Annotated in this window: 16 protein-coding genes and 3 tRNA genes; 12 read left to right on the top strand and 7 right to left on the bottom strand. The window is 69.8% G+C overall.

What is annotated here, in order from left to right; all coding sequences use genetic code 11:
- The first annotated feature begins 28 nt into the window (after positions 1–28).
- Both AB0H54_RS14760 and AB0H54_RS14755 read left to right on the top strand, forming a co-directional pair.
- The gene (locus AB0H54_RS14760) at positions 29–424 is read left to right on the top strand and encodes a RidA family protein (protein WP_357345864.1); all 396 of its coding nucleotides are present in this window, start codon (positions 29–31) and stop codon (positions 422–424) included.
- 143 nt (positions 425–567) lie between these two features.
- Positions 568–1,293 (top strand): maleylpyruvate isomerase family mycothiol-dependent enzyme, encoded by a 726-nt coding sequence (locus AB0H54_RS14755; protein WP_357345862.1) that lies wholly within the window; start codon positions 568–570, stop codon positions 1,291–1,293.
- A gap of 55 nt (positions 1,294–1,348) precedes the next feature.
- On the opposite strand, the gene AB0H54_RS14750 is transcribed toward AB0H54_RS14755, so the two are convergent.
- From AB0H54_RS14750 to AB0H54_RS14740, 3 genes are all read right to left on the bottom strand, one after another.
- Positions 1,349–1,421: transfer RNA gene (locus AB0H54_RS14750), tRNA-Arg, on the bottom strand.
- 32 nt (positions 1,422–1,453) lie between these two features.
- Positions 1,454–1,543 (bottom strand) — tRNA-Ser (locus tag AB0H54_RS14745).
- Positions 1,544–1,636: 93 nt separating this feature from the next.
- Complete coding sequence (locus AB0H54_RS14740) at positions 1,637–2,374, bottom strand: dienelactone hydrolase family protein (RefSeq protein ID WP_357345860.1); 738 nt, start codon at positions 2,372–2,374, stop codon at positions 1,637–1,639.
- Positions 2,375–2,463: 89 nt separating this feature from the next.
- Between AB0H54_RS14740 and hisC the strand changes: the two genes are divergently transcribed.
- Together hisC and AB0H54_RS14730 are read left to right on the top strand one after the other, a co-directional pair.
- Positions 2,464–3,540 (top strand): histidinol-phosphate transaminase, encoded by a 1,077-nt coding sequence (hisC, locus tag AB0H54_RS14735; protein WP_357345859.1) that lies wholly within the window; start codon positions 2,464–2,466, stop codon positions 3,538–3,540.
- Positions 3,541–3,869: 329 nt separating this feature from the next.
- Positions 3,870–4,970 (top strand): nitric oxide synthase oxygenase, encoded by a 1,101-nt coding sequence (locus AB0H54_RS14730; RefSeq protein WP_357346598.1) that lies wholly within the window; start codon positions 3,870–3,872, stop codon positions 4,968–4,970.
- Here the strand turns inward: AB0H54_RS14730 and AB0H54_RS14725 are convergent.
- Both AB0H54_RS14725 and AB0H54_RS14720 read right to left on the bottom strand, forming a co-directional pair.
- Positions 4,913–5,434, bottom strand: a complete 522-nt coding sequence (locus AB0H54_RS14725) for a hypothetical protein (RefSeq protein WP_357345857.1) — start codon at positions 5,432–5,434, stop codon at positions 4,913–4,915. The genes AB0H54_RS14730 and AB0H54_RS14725 overlap by 58 nt on opposite strands.
- A 9-nt stretch (positions 5,435–5,443) precedes the next feature.
- Positions 5,444–6,316: a VOC family protein gene (locus tag AB0H54_RS14720; RefSeq protein ID WP_357345855.1), complete on the bottom strand. Its 873-nt coding sequence runs from the start codon at positions 6,314–6,316 to the stop codon at positions 5,444–5,446.
- An 83-nt stretch (positions 6,317–6,399) separates the two neighbouring features.
- Here AB0H54_RS14720 and AB0H54_RS14715 point away from each other — a divergent pair, with 83 nt between their 5' ends.
- Together AB0H54_RS14715 and AB0H54_RS14710 are read left to right on the top strand one after the other, a co-directional pair.
- Entirely contained in the window at positions 6,400–7,350 is a 951-nt protein-coding gene (locus tag AB0H54_RS14715) for an AsnC family transcriptional regulator (RefSeq protein WP_357345853.1), read from the top strand.
- A 100-nt stretch (positions 7,351–7,450) separates the two neighbouring features.
- The gene (locus AB0H54_RS14710) at positions 7,451–7,822 is read left to right on the top strand and encodes a nuclear transport factor 2 family protein (RefSeq protein WP_357345851.1); all 372 of its coding nucleotides are present in this window, start codon (positions 7,451–7,453) and stop codon (positions 7,820–7,822) included.
- A gap of 127 nt (positions 7,823–7,949) precedes the next feature.
- Here the strand turns inward: AB0H54_RS14710 and AB0H54_RS14705 are convergent.
- Positions 7,950–8,034 (bottom strand) — tRNA-Ser (locus tag AB0H54_RS14705).
- A gap of 63 nt (positions 8,035–8,097) precedes the next feature.
- Between AB0H54_RS14705 and AB0H54_RS14700 the strand changes: the two genes are divergently transcribed.
- Complete coding sequence (locus AB0H54_RS14700) at positions 8,098–9,096, top strand: NAD(P)H-quinone oxidoreductase (RefSeq protein WP_357345849.1); 999 nt, start codon at positions 8,098–8,100, stop codon at positions 9,094–9,096.
- On the opposite strand, the gene AB0H54_RS14695 is transcribed toward AB0H54_RS14700, so the two are convergent.
- Positions 9,097–10,299 carry a cysteine desulfurase-like protein gene (locus AB0H54_RS14695; protein ID WP_355284063.1) on the bottom strand — a complete coding sequence of 401 codons (1,203 nt, stop codon included), beginning with the start codon at positions 10,297–10,299 and terminating at the stop codon, positions 9,097–9,099. It abuts the gene before it with no gap.
- 86 nt (positions 10,300–10,385) lie between these two features.
- Here AB0H54_RS14695 and AB0H54_RS14690 point away from each other — a divergent pair, with 86 nt between their 5' ends.
- From AB0H54_RS14690 to rsgA, 5 genes are all read left to right on the top strand, one after another.
- Positions 10,386–10,973: a bacterial proteasome activator family protein gene (locus tag AB0H54_RS14690; protein ID WP_357345847.1), complete on the top strand. Its 588-nt coding sequence runs from the start codon at positions 10,386–10,388 to the stop codon at positions 10,971–10,973.
- A gap of 227 nt (positions 10,974–11,200) precedes the next feature.
- A complete protein-coding gene (locus AB0H54_RS14685) occupies positions 11,201–12,028 on the top strand; it encodes an ABC transporter permease (RefSeq protein WP_357346597.1) in 828 nt (275 codons plus the stop codon).
- Positions 12,029–12,040: 12 nt separating this feature from the next.
- On the top strand, positions 12,041–12,883 hold the full coding sequence (locus AB0H54_RS14680; RefSeq protein WP_355284068.1) for an ABC transporter ATP-binding protein: 843 nt from the start codon (positions 12,041–12,043) through the stop codon (positions 12,881–12,883).
- Positions 12,880–13,917 (top strand): glycosyltransferase family 2 protein, encoded by a 1,038-nt coding sequence (locus AB0H54_RS14675; RefSeq protein WP_355284070.1) that lies wholly within the window; start codon positions 12,880–12,882, stop codon positions 13,915–13,917. Before AB0H54_RS14680 ends, AB0H54_RS14675 begins: the two co-directional genes overlap by 4 nt.
- A gap of 197 nt (positions 13,918–14,114) precedes the next feature.
- Positions 14,115–15,146, top strand: a complete 1,032-nt coding sequence (gene rsgA / locus AB0H54_RS14670) for a ribosome small subunit-dependent GTPase A (protein ID WP_357345845.1) — start codon at positions 14,115–14,117, stop codon at positions 15,144–15,146.
- Positions 15,147–15,665: the final 519 nt, after the last annotated feature.

Genomic DNA, 15,665 nt, shown 5'->3' with positions numbered 1-15,665 from the left:
CACCAGGCGGTGGATCATTCTGGCTGCCATGACCACAACTCGGGTGAACATCTCTTCCGCCTCCGATTTCGAAGATGTCGTCGGTTACTCGCGGGCCGTACGCGTCGGCGACCACGTCGTGGTGAGCGGCACCACCGCCGCCGTGCCCGGTGGTGGTGCCGTCGGCGGCGACGACATCGGCGCGCAGACCACCGAGGTCCTCGCCCGCATCGCCACCGCGCTGGAACAGGCGGGCGCGAGCCTGCGGGATGTGGTGCGCACCCGCATCTTCGTCACCGATATCGCCCGCTGGTCCGAAGTCGCCGCCGCGCATTCGGCCGTCTTCGACACCATCCGCCCCGCCGCCTCGATGTACGAGGTGACCGCGCTGATCGCGCCCGAGCTCCTGATCGAGATCGAGGCCGACGCGATCGTCGCCGGCTGAATCGTGACACGCGGCGGTTCGCCGCCGCGGTCGTCGAGCGCGAAATCTCCCCAGTTGTCCACAGGCTCAGGGTTATCCACAGGGGTCGCCGACACCGCGATGAACGGCGGTGCGCGCGGACCCGGGCAACTACGCTCGGACCCGTGACCAGCGAAACGGCTACTCCCCTCGACCTGCTCACCCAGGTCGCCGCCTCCACCGCCCGCTTCGACGCGGCGATCGGCGCGCTCACCGATGCGCAGTTGAGCGAACCGTCCCGGCTCCCCGGCTGGACGCGCGGGCACGTCGTCGCGCACATGTCGCGCAATGCCGACAGTCTGCTGAACCTGCTGCTGTGGGCGCGCACCGGCATCGAGATCCCCCAGTACGCCAGTGTCGCGACCCGCGACGCCGACATCGAGGCGGGCGCGCCGCGGCACCTCGACGTCCAGCACGCCGACTTCACCGCCTCGGCGCATCGCTGGCAGGCCGTGGCCACCACGATGCCCGCTGAGGACTGGCAGGCCGTCGTCCGCAACCGGCAGGGCGGTTCGCTCACGGCCGACCAGATTCCGTGGATGCGCCTGCGCGAGACCGAGATCCATCACGTCGACCTCGGCGTCGACTACACCCCCGCCGACTGGCCAGCGGCCTTCGTGGCCCGCCTGCTCCCCGAAGCCGTCGCCGACGTGTCCGCCAACCTCCTCCCCGACGCGACCCCCACCTTCGACCTCCAGGCCACCGACTCCGACTTCATCGCCACCGTCGGCCCCGGCCGCCCCCACCACACGGTCCTCGGCCCCTCCTCGGCCCTGCTCGCCTGGCTCCTCGGCCGCTCCCCCGGCCACGACCTCACCGGCCCGCTGCCCCCACTGCCCGCCTGGAAGTAGCGGCCCCGCCCGAACACGAGAAAGGCCCCCGGCTGATGCCGGGGGCCTTTCTTTGTGCGCCCGAAGGGATTCGAACCCCTAACCTCTTGATCCGTAGTCAAGTGCTCTATCCGTTGAGCTACGGGCGCATGGTCTTCAGTTGTACCCGGCGAACCGGGTGTGGCGGAGGCGAGAGGATTTGAACCTCCGGTCCCCGTGAAGGGACAACTCATTAGCAGTGAGTCCCATTCGGCCGCTCTGGCACGCCTCCTGGAGCCTTCTCTTTCGAGGGCACCGGTCCTTGTCGAACCGCCGGGAATGAAGATTACACGAGCAGTTCATGTAGTCCAAAACGCCTGGTCAACTACCGTAAGTTGCTGTCGAACCAGTCGTAGATGCGGGTCTGGGAGTCGATCCGGATGGCGTTGGCAGCGTCGTCGTCCGGATCGGGGCGATCGGCGCGGTGGCTGAGGCCCGGATAGGTGATGGTGAGACTGGCCACATTCGCCCTGGCGGCCTCGTCGCGGAGCCGGTCGACCGCGTCGGGTGGGGTGGCCGGGTCGTCGGCGCCGAACAGGCCGAGCCACGGCGCCTGCAACGCGGCGGCGATCTCGACCAGGGCGGCGTCCTGATCCGGGAGCGGATCGGTGATGCCGGGGGCGGCCACGCTCACCGCGGCGCCGATCGGGCGGGTGGTGGCGACCAGGAAGGCGGCGGTGCCCGCGGTGTCGAAGCCGAGCACGCCGATGGTGTCGGGGAAGACGCCGCGCCGGGTGAGCCAGTCGAAGCCGGCGTCGAAGTCGTCGAAGAGTTCGTCGCCGAAGACCTCGTTGACCTGGTCGTCGGCGATCCGGTCGAACAGATGTGGCGCGACGACGATCCAGCCCTCGAAGGCCAGGGACCGCATCAGATCGAGCAGCTGCGGCGAGAACTCCCTGGATTCGTGCAGGACCACGATGCCGCCGCGGGCGATGCGCTCCGGCTCGACGACCGTGATGGGCACAGCGGTGCGCGTGGCGACGGCTGCCGTTTCGGCGCCACCCGCCACGGCGGTGGGCTCCACCGACCTGAGTGGGGCGACATCGTCGTAGGTCCCCGACATAAACCCAGCGTAGGCGGCGAAACTGCGGTTGGGTAGGCCTGACCGGCGGCGGCGCGCATCGATATGACGTGTCACCGTAGGGTGGAGGCGTGACAGCGCACATCCGGCCCGACCTCGCGACGATCCCGGCCTATGTTCCCGGCAAGAACCACCCCGATGCGGTGAAGCTCGCGTCGAACGAGACGACCTTCGGGCCGCTGCCGAGCGCGGCGAAGGCGATCGCGGAATCGGCCGAGCAGGCCAACCGGTACCCGGACAACCAGGTCACCGAGCTGCGGGCCGCGCTGGCCTACTTCCTCGGCGTCACGGTCGCGAATGTGGCCGTCGGCTGCGGCAGCGTCGCGCTGTGCCAGGAGCTCGTGCAGATCACCTGTGACGCGCCGACCGACGAGGTGGTCTTCGCCTGGCGCTCGTTCGAGGCGTACCCGATCGTCACCCAGGTGGGCAATGCCACCGCCGTGCCGGTGCCGCTCGCCGCGGGCCACCTGCACGACCTGGACGCGATGGCCGACGCGGTCACCGAGCGCACCAAGCTGATCTTCGTCTGCAACCCGAACAACCCCACCGGCACCGCGCACGGGCGCGCGGAGCTGGAGCGGTTCCTGGACCGGGTGCCCGCGCACGTGCTCGTCGTGCTGGACGAGGCCTACTACGAGTACCTCCGGCTGACCCCGGAGAACCGTCCCGACGGCGTCGAGATCGGGCGCACGCGGCCGAATGTGGTGGTGCTGCGGACCTTCTCGAAGGCCTACGGCCTGGCCGGGCTGCGCGTGGGCTACGCCGTCGGCGATCCCGAGGTGATCACCGCGCTGCTGAAGGTGCACATCCCGTTCAGCGTGAACCGGGTGGCGCAGGCGGCGGCGATCGCCTCGCTGGAGGCCCGTGGCGAACTCCTCGACCGGACCGATGTCCTGGTCGCGCAGCGCCACCAGGTGCGGGACGCGCTGCTGGCGGCCGGGTACGAGGTGCCGTCGAGCGAGGCCAACTTCGTCTGGCTGCCGCTGGGCGAGCGGACCACCGCCTTCGCCGAGGCGAGTGCCGCCGCCGGCGTGCTGGTGCGGCCGTTCGCCGGTGACGGCGTGCGCGTGACGATCGGCGATCCGCACGAGAACGAGCAATTCCTGGCGTTCGCCACGGCACCGGAGACCGCCGCCCGATTCCGTTAGGTCAGCGCACGGTCAGCATGTCTTGACGCCAGTCGCGGTGGGATTACCGCGATTTCGAGCACACCGCCAGCACACCGGTCGTAGGCTGGCTCGCAGCGAATCTCGGTGTTCGAACAGGACGACTATGCATGCGGCGACGCTCGACCGATTACCTGGTCGGCGCGCGCCACCGGTCGGGCAGTGTGTTCTCGGCGGGCGAATACCCCGCATCCCCGGGTACGCCCGCACGGCCCTGCACCCTGCTGCCCGACCGGAGATGTACCGTGAACCAACGTTCTCGCCCTGCTGTCTGCGAAAAAGGCTCCACCCCAGTCACTTCGGCCGGTGACATCGTCGTCGCCGCACCGCCCGCCACCGACCTCGATCGTCGGCTGCGCGAATGCGACGAGTTCTTCCGCAATCCCGAATTGGGTCATCTACCCACCCAGCGTCGTCTCGGCGCGCTCGCCGAACTACGCGAAACCGGCACCTATCGACAGACCGCCGAGGAGATCCTGATCGGCGCCAAACTGGCCTGGCGCAATCACGCGCGCTGCGTCGGCCGCAAACACTGGCGTTCGCTCAAACTCCTGGACGCCCGCCGAGTTACTTCCGCGCGAGAGCTTTCCGAGGCGTGCTGGCAGCATCTGCGCCTGGCCACCAACGGCGGCGCGATCCAGTCGATGATCACGGTCGGCCCGCAGCTCGAACCCGGCGGTGGCGAGTACCGGATCGTGAGTTCCCAGCTGATCCGCTACGCGGGCTATCCCAACGGCGACGGCACCGTCACCGGCGATCCGGCCAACATCGCCGCCACCGAGCAGGCGATGGCGCTGGGCTGGCGCGGCGCGCGCACCCCCTTCGACGTCCTGCCCGTCCTCATCAGCACGCCCGACGAGGATCTGCGGTACTTCGACGTGCCGCGCGAGCTGGTCCGCGAGGTCGATCTGACCCACCCCGACTACCCGTGGTTCGCCACCCTCGGGCTGAAATGGCATGCGCTACCGGCGGTGTCGAACATGGATCTGGAGGTGGGCGGCGTCACCTACCCGTTCGCCCCGTTCAACGGCTGGTACGTCGGCACCGAGATCGGCGCGCGCAATCTCAGCGACACCGATCGCTACAACATGCTGCCGCTGATCGCCGACATGATGGAACTCGACACCTCCTCGGTGCGCACGCTGTGGCGCGACAAGGCGCTTATCGAGCTGAATCACGCGGTGCTGCACAGCTTCCGGACCTCGGGTGTGCACATGGTCGATCACCACACGGTCGCCAAGCAGTTCTGCGATCACGTCCAGCGCGAGGAGGCGGCGGGCAGGCGCTGCCCCACCGACTGGAGCTGGATCAACCCGCCGATCTCCTCGGGCCTGACCCCCACCTTCCACCGCTACTACGACGAACCCGACCTGGACATCCGGCCCAACTTCGTCAAGCGCGCCGACAGCTGAACGGCGCCGGTGGCCCATAGCGCCACCGTGAGGAAGACGAGCTGTTCGGGAATCCGGAACCACAGCGGCGTGGGCGGTTCCCCGTTGAGCGGGATGTCCTCCAGTGCCGCGTACACATTGGCGGGCAGGAGCAGTACGAACAGCACGGCCAGGGCGATGCCGGTCGCGGCGCGGGTGGACGCGACGATCAGGCCGAGCGCGCCGAGCAGTTCCAGGACGCCGGTGAGGTAGACCATGGCGTGCGGGAACGGCACCGCCGACGGCACCATCGCGACGAGATCGTCGTGGCTCGGCATCACCGTCACGCTGTCGGGGACGAAATGCGCTGTGCCGGTGGCGACGAGCATGAACGCGAGCCCGTGCGCGGCGCACACCCGCCAGGTCGCGAACCGGGTGACGCCGACCGCCCCGAGCAGGCGCAGGAGCAGGGTGGGGACGAACAGCAGCAGCAGGGTGGTGAACATGGTGGGTCCTCAGGCGGTGAAGAAGAGACCGGCGCCGTAGGCGTCAGCGGCGGAGACGAAGAAGCCGTCGGCGGTCGCGACGGTCGGGGTGCCCGCGTCGTCGACGAGGTCGCGGGCCGCCATGACGTCGTCGACACGGATGGTCAGGGCGGCCGGGTAGGAGGCGGCGGGAGCGGGCTCGCCGGGCAGGAGCTGGTCGGTGTCGCTCGCCCGGACGAATTCGAGCCGCGCCGAGCCGACACCGAACATGACGAGCGGGCCTTCGTGCTCCGGCGCGCGGTCAAGGATGCGCTGGTAGCGGTCGACGACCGCGGCGAAGTCGGTGTCGGCGACGACGTACAGCACCGAGCCGAGGCCGCGGGCGCCGTTCGGGTGCCGCAGGTAGCGGGGCTGGTGGACGTATTCGCGGGTCAGGTGCTGGGCGACGCCGAGGTAGGTCTCGGGGGTGGCGCGCGGGTCGACGTGGACGGCGCGGGCCCGCAGGGTGCGTTGTCCGTCGACGGTGTCGACCGGGCGCTCGAGGTCGAGGACCCCGGAGGTCCGCAACCCGGCCTCGGTCAGCAGCCGGTCGGCCTTCTCCGCGTCCGAGGTTTCCAGATTGAGCAGGCGCAGCCCCTCGAACCGGTCGGCCATCGCCTTCGTATGCCACGGGTCGGGCGCGGCTTCGTCGACGATGCCGAGCAGCTCGAGATAGGAGTCCTGGAAGACCGCGCACAGATTGGCGGTGCAGCCGGCGACTGGCGGCTCCCCCGGTGCGGCGGCGAGGAGGTGGCGCGAGCGCGGGGTGAGGGTGAAGCCGAGGGAACGGTAGCGGCGCTCCAGGCCGTCGAGATCGCGGGTGAGGATGCCGACGTGGTGGATGCCGTCGATGTCTGCTGTCATGCCTCGATCGTTGGTCCGGCCTCGGTCGATGTCGCCGATCCGCGGCCGCTGCGCCGGAATCCGACACGTCCTACGCTGATCTGGTGGATTCGGTCAGGCTGGACGCGGTCGATCTGGGGTTGCTGCACGCCCTGCAGGTCGACGGCCGGGCCTCGTTCAGCCGGATCGGCGAGGTGCTCGACGTCGCCGATCGGACGGTGGCGCGCCGGTTCGCGCGGTTGCGCGAGCACGGGCTGGCGCGGGTCACCGGGATCGCCGCCAGCGGACTGGTCGGGCACGCGGAGTGGCTGGTCCGGATCCGGGTCCGGCCCGGCGGCGCGGCGACCCTCGCGCGAGCGCTGGCGCGCAGGCCGGACACGTCGTGGGTGAGCGTGCTCGCCGGTGGCGCCGAGATCAGCAGCTTCTTCCAGGTCGGCGCCGAGGCCGCGGTCCCGCTGGACGCGCTGGCCAGGCATCCCCAGGTCGAGACGGTGCAGGTGCAGCGGCTGCTGCGGCACCTGACCGATCGGCGCTGGCAGGGCCGCACGTCGGCGCTGTCGCCCGAGCAGGTCGACGCGCTGGCCCCGCCGCTGCTCGAACGCCCGGATCCGGTCACGATGACCGACCTCGACCGGCGGCTGCTGCCCGCCCTCGCCGTCGACGGCCGCGCCGACTACGCGCGGCTGGCGCGCGCGGTCGACTGGTCGGAGTCGGCGGTGCGGCGCCGGGTGGACGAACTGCGCAGGCAGCGCGTGCTGCGCTTCGATGTGGAGATCGATGCCGCGGTGCTCGGTTTCCCGGTGCAGGCCGCCCTGTGGCTGACGGTCGCGCCCGCTCGGCTCGTCGCCGTCGCCCGCGCCATGTCGGCGCACCCGGAGACCGCGTTCGTCGGCGGCACCACCGGCACCGCCAACCTGGTCGCGATCGTGGTGTGCCGCGACGCCGACGCCCTGTTCGACTACCTCACCGAGCGGATCGGCGCGCTCGACGGCATCGAACGCGTCGAGCCGGTCCCGATCACGGCCATCGCCAAACGGGCCGCTCCGGTCCGCTGAATTCGGGCGTTCCGTCGACGGGTTCGCGGGCGTAATGTGCTGGAGTACGGGCCGAATCGCCCTGGTCCGGCTCGTTGGGCGACGAGCGAGGGAGACCGAGATGAGCACCGCATCCAGTTCGGGATTCGATGCCGAAGCACTGCGCCGTGGCATCGAAGGCCGCGACGCGACCACACTGCTGGCACTGTACGGCGACGACGCCGAGATCCGGATGGTCGACCACAACGACCAGCCCAGCCATCCCCGTGTGCTGCACGGACGTTCGGCGATCGGCGAGATGTTCGACGACGTCTGCTCACGGGAGATGACCCACAAACTCGAGAGCGTCCTGATGGACGGCGACCACGTCGCCTTCGTCGAGTCCTGCCGCTACCCCGACGGAACCCGGGTCCTGGTCCACTCCATGGCCGACGTCCGCGACGGCCGCATAGTCGACCAGACCTCCATCCAAGCCTGGGACGAGGCCAACTGACCACGCGAGAACATGGGTAACTCCCCGACAACAGCCAAGGCAACCACCCGACAAACCCCCGGCCGCGTCCCCACCTCCCCACGCACCTAGGTCTGGCCAAGAATCGCGGGGAGGCGGAACAGCCTTGCGGAGACGGAGGGATTTGAACCCCCGGTCGCTCTCGCGACGCTCGCTTTCAAGGCGAGTGCATTCGGCCGCTCTGCCACGTCTCCCTAGAGTGAGATGTTAGCGGACGCATCCGTGACCGCGGCGACCCGGAGAGGCGGCCAGGCCTGATGCAGGCGATCGAATTGAACGGGTTCGGCGGGCCCGAGGTGATGGAGTGGACCGTCACGGTCGATCCCGAGCCGGGGCCGGGCGAGGTGTTGGTCGAGGTCGCCGCGGCCGGGGTGAACCGGGCGGATGTGTTGCAGCGGCGGGGGTTCTACCCGCCGCCCGCCGACGCGAGTTCGGTGCCGGGACTGGAGTGTTCGGGGACGATCGTCGCGCTCGGCGACGGCGTGCGGGACTGGCGGATCGGGGATCGGGTGTGCGCGCTGCTGTCCGGCGGCGGCTACGCCGAGCTGGTCGCGGTGCCCGCCACCCAGCTGCTGCCGGTTCCGGACGGGCTCGACCTGGTCGCGGCGGCGGGGTTGCCCGAGGTGGCGACGACGGTGTGGTCGAACCTGGTGCTGACGGCCGGGCTGCGGGCGGGGCAGCTGGTGCTGATCCACGGTGGCGGCGGTGGGATCGGGACGCACGCGATCCAGGTGGCGCGGCGACTCGGGGCGCGGGTGGCGGTGACGGCCGGATCGGCCGCGAAGCTGACCAAGTGCGCCGAGCTGGGCGCCGAACTGCTGATCGACTACAAGACGCAGGACTTCGTCGCTGTGGTCGCGGCCGAGCCGTCGCCCGCGGGCGGCTTCGGTGCGGATGTCATCCTCGACAACATGGGCGCGCTGTACCTGGAGCGCAATGTGGAGGCGCTGGCCCCGCACGGGCAGCTGGTCGTCATCGGGATGCAGGGCGGTGTCGCCGGGAAGCTGAATCTGGGCACGCTGCTGGGCAAGTGGGGCACGGTGCACGCGACGAACGTGCGCAACCGGCCGCGCGTCGGCGCGGGCAGCAAGGCCGAGGTCGTGGCGGCGGTGCGCGAACGGCTCTGGCCGCTGATCGCCGCGGGCGAGGTGGTGCCGGTGATCTCCGCCGAGCTGCCGATCACCGAGGCCGGGCGCGCGCACGAACTGCTCGATTCGCCGGAGACCTTCGGCAAGGTCGTGCTCCGCGTCCGGTGACTATTCGAGCGAGCTGAGGGCGCGCCCGAGCTGGTCGATCTCGTAGCGGGTCGTGTAGGGCGCCAGGCCGATGGTGACGGCGCCACCCTCGTCGTTGACGCCGAGCGCGTCGAGCAGCCTGCTGCCGCCGTGCACGCCGCTGACCGTGCCGATCCGGTTGTCGGCCAGCTTGGCCGCCACCTTCTCCGCCTGCATCCCGGCCATGGTGAAACTGACGGTGGGGATGCGGGTGGAGGCGCGGCCGATCACGGTGAGGTTGTCGATCTTGTCGAGCACCTGCATGAGGTGGTCGAAGAGCTGGTCGTGATAGTCCTGCAGCGAGGTGATCGACATCTCGAGCCGTTCGCGCCGGGTACCGCGCGCCCGCTCGTCGAGTCCGGCGAGGAAGTCGATCGACTGGGTGAGCCCGGCCAGCAGCGCGTACTGATGGCCGCCGACCTCGAGCCGTTCAGCACCCTTGGCATAGGGATTGAGCGACATCGACGGGATGCGGTCGAGGAAGGCCGGATCGCGGAACACCAGGGCGCCCACCTGCGGGCCGCCCCACGACGGCGCGCTCAGGGCGACCACGTCGGCGTTGAGTTCGTCGATGTCGATCAGGGCGTAGGGCGCCGCGCCGAACGCGTCGGCGACCAGCAGGCCACCCACGTCGTGCACCCGGTCGGCGGCCACCCGGACCGCGGGCGCCGAGCCGACGATCGGGGACGCCGCGGTGAGCGCCACCAGCCGCGCGGTCGGGCCGATCAGCTCCTCGAACTGCCAGGACGGCATCTCGCAGGTCTCGATCTCGACCTCGGCCCAGCGCACGTGCGCGCCGTAGCGGTTGGCGATGCGCAGCCAGGGGGCCACATTGGCCTCGTCGTCGAGCCGGGACAGCACGATGCCGGTACCGAGACCGAGCCGGGAACTCAGCGATTCCGCCAGCCAGGCCAGCAGGACCGCGCGATCGGGTCCGAGCACGACGCCGGCCGGATCTCCCCCGACCAGATCGGCGACCGCCTCACGCGCGGCGTCGAGGATCGCACCGCTGCGGGTCGCCGCACCGTGGCGGCCGATATGGGAAAACGAGGAGGTGCGGAAACCTGTTGAGACGGCACGCGATACCGAGTCGGGAACGAGCATCCCCGCCTGCGGGTCCAGGTGGATCCAGCCGTCGCCCAGGGACGGTATCAGGCCCCGAACCCTCGCGACGTCATAAGTCATGCCCGCCACTTTAAGGGCAGCGGGCGTCCCGGTGTAACCGCGTCGGGGTTTTAGCGCGAACCTGCCACACACGCAATGATGGGGATATGACGCACTCCGAGGATGTACCGGAATCCATCGTCGTGATCGGCCCCGACGGCCGTCCGCTCACCGTGCCCGCCGATCAGAACGGCGGCGCCACGTTCACCGGGCAGGTCGTGCCCGACGACGAGCGCAGCGCCACCGACGACGCCGATTCGGGTGAGTCGCTGGCCGACATGGTCGAGCAGCCCGCCAAGGTGATGCGCATCGGCACCATGATCAAACAGCTGCTCGAGGAGGTGCGGGCGGCTCCGCTCGACGACGCCAGCCGGTCCCGGCTCAAGGAGATCCACAAGTCCTCGGTGCGCGAGCTCGAGCAGGGCCTCGCGCCCGAGCTGCGGGAGGAGCTGGAGCGACTGACCCTCCCGTTCACCGACGAGTCGGTGCCGTCGGACGCCGAGCTGCGGATCGCCCAGGCCCAGCTGGTCGGCTGGCTCGAGGGCCTGTTCCACGGCATCCAGACCGCGCTGTTCGCCCAGCAGATGGCCGCCCGCGCCCAGCTGGAACAGATGCGTCAGGGCGCCTTGCCGCCGGGCATGCACGCGGGTGATCAAAAGGCCGGTGGCCACGTGGGCGGCGGGCAGTACCTGTAGCCCGGGACCGGCCGAACACGCCGTACCGGCCACCGATCCACCCTGTAAGGTCGGGGACCGTGCCCGCAGCTGCCGCTCGTCCCGATTCGGTCTCCGACCAGAGTGACGCGCGTACCGAAGAGAGCCCCGTGCATTCCGACGACAATCCCCCGGTGACCGAGGCCGAGATCGCCGAGATCGCCGACGCCGAGCACACCACGGATTCGCCCCTGCTGGTCGCGGAGCCGATGGTGTCGGACTCGCAGACCTTCCGGCGCGCGTTCAAGGACATGCGGGACGGCTTCGGACAACGCGAGCTATGGCTGTCGCTGGGCTGGCAGGACATCAAGCAGCGCTACCGCCGCTCGGTGCTCGGCCCGTTCTGGATCACCATCGCGACCGGCCTGCAGGCGCTGGCGATGGGTCTGCTGTATTCGACGCTGCTCGATCAGCCGATCAGCGAGTACCTGCCGTATGTGACGATCGGACTGATCGTCTGGAACGTCATCAGCGCCTCGATCCTCGAGGGCTCCGATGTCTTCATCGCCAACGAGGGCCTGATCAAACAGCTGCCGTCGGCGCTCAGCGTGCACGTGTATCGCCTGGTCTGGCGGCAGTTCCTGTTCTTCATCCACAACGCCGCGATCTACGCGGTCCTGCTGGTCGGGTTCGCGCTCTGGCGTGATCTGAACTGGTCGGTCCTGCTGGCCGTGCCCGCGATCGTGCTGCTGTTCCTCAACGCCATGTGGGTGTCGATCGTGTTCGGCATCTTCTCCACCCGCTACCGCGACATCGCCCCGATCCTCGGCTCGATGACGCTGATGCTGTTCGTGCTGACCCCGGTCATGTGGTCGACCAAGGCGCTGGAGAACTCGGTCGGCGGGATGAGCGACCGGGCCAAGCTGATCGAGATCGTGCCCACCTTCCACTACCTGGAGATCGTGCGCGCGCCACTGCTCGGCGAGCCGTCGGAATGGCACCACTGGGCGATCGTCGGCGCCATCACGGTGGTCGGCTGGATCGTCGCGATCCTGGCGCTCAAGCAGTACCGTGCCCGCGTCCCGTACTGGGTTTAGGAGCAGTCCCCGATGAGCCGTGTGAGTATCGAAACCCAGCAGGCGTGGGTCGAGTTCCCCATCTTCGACGCCAAGTCGCGGTCGCTGAAGAAGGCGTTCCTCGGTAAGGCGGGCGGCGCGATCGGGCGCAACAGCTCCGATGTGGTGGTCGTCGAGGCGCTGCGCGACATCAACCTCTCGCTCAAGGAAGGCGACCGGGTCGGCCTGGTCGGCCACAACGGCGCGGGCAAGTCGACCCTGCTGCGGCTGCTGTCGGGCATCTACGAGCCCTCGCGCGGCAGCGCGCGCATCCGCGGCCGGGTGGCGCCGGTGTTCGATCTCGGTGTCGGCATGGACCCGGAGATCTCCGGCTACGAGAACATCATCATCCGCGGCCTGTTCCTCGGTCAGACCCGCAAGCAGATGATGTCCAAGATCGACGAGATCGCCGACTTCACCGAGCTCGGCGAGTACCTGTCGATGCCGCTGCGCACCTACTCCACCGGCATGCGGGTCCGCCTGGCGATGGGCGTCGTCACCTCCATCGACCCCGAGATCCTGCTGCTGGACGAGGGCATCGGCGCGGTCGACGCGGAGTTCATGAAGAAGGCGCGCACGCGGCTGCAGTCGCTGGTGGCGCGCTCGGGCATCCTCGTCTTCGCCAGCCATTCCAACGAATTCCTCGCCCAGCTGTGCGACACCGCGATGTGGGTCGACCACGGTCAGATCCGCTTGCAGGGCGGCATCGAAGAAGTCGTGCGAGCGTACGAGGGTCCCGACGCGGGTAACCACGTGGCACAGGTGCTGCGTGAGCTGGAGACCGAGAGCGCGGACGGCGCGGACGGCGAACGAGAACTGGAGCAGAACAAGGCATGAGTGCGGACGACGGTAAACCGGCGGTGCCCGGCGGGTTCAGCATGACCGATCGGCTGGAGGCCGACACCACCGTGCTGCCCGACGACGCCGAGCTGCCGCCGGGGGCCGAGCCGGCCGACCTGCACACCGAGACCGGGCCGCAGGCGCGGATCATCGGCGTCGTCGTCACGCACAAGCGCCGCGAGCTGCTCGCCGAGTCGCTGAAGGTGCTGGCCTCGCAGTCGCGGCCGATCGATCATCTGATCGTCGTCGACAACGCCAACGAGGACGAGGTCGCCGAGCTGGTCGCCCAGCAGCCGATCGAGGCCACCTACCTGGGCTCGCGGCACAATCTCGGCGGCGCGGGCGGCTTCGCGCTCGGCATGCTGCACGCGCTCACCATGGGCGCGGACTGGGTGTGGCTGGCCGACGACGACGGCCGCCCGGACGGTCCCGAGGTGCTGGCGACACTGCTCGATTGCGCGCGCAGGCACAACCTCGTCGAGGTGTCGCCGGTGGTGTGCGATATCGACGAACCCGACCGGCTCGCCTTCCCGCTGCGTCGCGGCGTGGTGTGGCGGCGGCTGCGCTCGGAACTCGGTGACGAGGACTTCCTGCCCGGCATCGCCTCGCTGTTCAACGGCGCGCTGATCTCGGCCAAGGCCGTCGACCTGATCGGCGTGCCCGACCTGCGGCTGTTCGTGCGCGGCGACGAGGTGGAGGTGCATCGCCGCCTGGTCCGCTCGGGTCTGCCGTTCGGCACCTGTCTGCAGACGGCGTACCTGCACCCCAACGGCGCCGAGGAGTTCAAGCCGATCCTCGGCGGCCGGATGCACACCCAGTACCCGGACGACCCGGTCAAGCGCTACTTCACCTACCGCAACCGCGGCTATCTGATGTCGCAGCCGGGCATGCGCAAACTGCTGCCACAGGAGTGGATCCGGTTCTCCTGGTTCTTCCTGGTGACCCGGCGCGACCCGGCCGGCCTGCGCGAATGGTTCCGGCTGCGCTCGCTCGGGCGCAACGAGCAGTTCGGTAAGCCCGAGCCGAAATAAATCGGTTGCCGCGGTTCGCGGCGATGTGTCATCGTCTGGGGACCAGCGAGAAGAGACGAGGAGGTGGATGTCCGTGGTCGTGAGGATTGCCGTGCCCCGGCGGGCTGTGCGTGCGCACACCGCCGACGTGGACTCCACCCCGAACTCTTCTCGCTGAGCCCGCCGTCGGGCTCGGCCCCGACGAAGGACCTTCCCTCATGGTCGATCACGACCGTCTCGTCCCTTACGGCTGGACCGAAGCCGTAGCTTCCGAATACCTTCCCCTGCTCGGCGACCTGGTGCCCGCGCGCATCGTCCGGATGGACCGCAGCGAATGCGATGTGGTGACCCCGTTCGGGCCCGCCAGGGCCGCCTGCCCACGCGACCTGGCCGGGCTGTGCACCGGCGACTGGGTCGGTCTCGATGCCGACAACACGGTGCGGCGGCTGTTGCCGCGGCGTTCGGCGATCACCCGCTCCTCGGTGTCGGGGCGTTCGGTCGCCCAGGTGCTGGCGACCAATGTCGACACCGTGCTGATCTGCACGGCCGCCGACGGTGACGTCGATCTGGGCCGGATCGAGCGGATGCTCGCGCTGGCCTGGGAGAGCAATGCCCAGCCGATCGTGGTACTCACCAAAGCCGATGCGGCGGTGGATATCCCGCTCGACGAGGTGCGCGCGGTCGCACCGGGTGCGACGGTGCTCGCGGTGAGCTCCACCGCCGAGGTGGGGCTCGATGTGCTCACCGCGCTGCTGTCCGGCACGGTCGCGCTGATCGGGCCGTCCGGCGCGGGCAAGTCGACCCTCGCCAACGCCCTGCTCGGCGCGGAGGTGTTCGCCACCAACGCCGTTCGCGCGGTCGACGGCAAGGGCCGCCACACCACGGTGCATCGGGAGTTGCGTCCGCTGCCCGGCGGCGGCACCCTCATCGACACTCCGGGGCTGCGCGGCATCGGGCTGTTCGACGCGGCCGAGGGCATCGGCAAGACCTTCAGCGATATCGAATCGCTCGCCGCCGAATGCCGTTTCGCCGATTGCGTGCACGAGACCGAACCGGGGTGCGCGGTGCTGGCCGCGCTCGCCGACGGTTCGCTGCCCGAACGCCGCCTGGCGAGCTACCGCAAACTCGCCAAGGAGAACGAGTGGATCGCGGCCCGCACCGACAAGCGCCTGGCCGCCGAACGCGCCCAGGTCTGGCGCACCATCGCCAAGGAGCAACGTCGCCAGTATCGCGAACGCGGGCGACGCTGAGCTACCTGGACAAATGATCACTACGCTCCGGTGCGGGCCTCTGCCTGCACCGGAGCGCGGTGTCCTCGTCCGCGGATCCGGTCCGCCGACGAAGGCCGATCCGCCCGTCCTCGCCCGGCCGGGGACGCGACGCCGGGGTAGGGTTCGGGCGCACGGTTCGCTATCCGGGAGGGATAAATGAATAGCCCCGGCGACTTTCCACCACCAGCACACCGCCCCGACGAGCCGGGATCCACGGATTCCAGCGAATCCGGCAGCGGCACATCGCGGCCCGATCCGAGCCGCCCGCCGACCGGCGAGCCGTGGTCGGTGAGCGGGCCGGAGTTCCCCCAGCCCGGCCACGCCAGGCCCGGACCTCCCCCACCGGGTTTCGGTGGACCGGCAACTCCCCCACCTGGATTCGGTGGCCCCGGAACTCCGCCGCCGGGATTCGGTCAGCCGGGTGGGCCCGGCGCTCCCGGATTCGGCCAGCCGCCTGGCCCGGGTGCCCCGAACTTCGGCCAACCTTCCACGGGCCCA

This window comes from Nocardia sp. NPDC050718 (assembly GCF_040654235.1).
GTDB lineage: Bacteria > Actinomycetota > Actinomycetes > Mycobacteriales > Mycobacteriaceae > Nocardia.
This window is presented reverse-complemented; position numbering and strand designations above follow the sequence as displayed.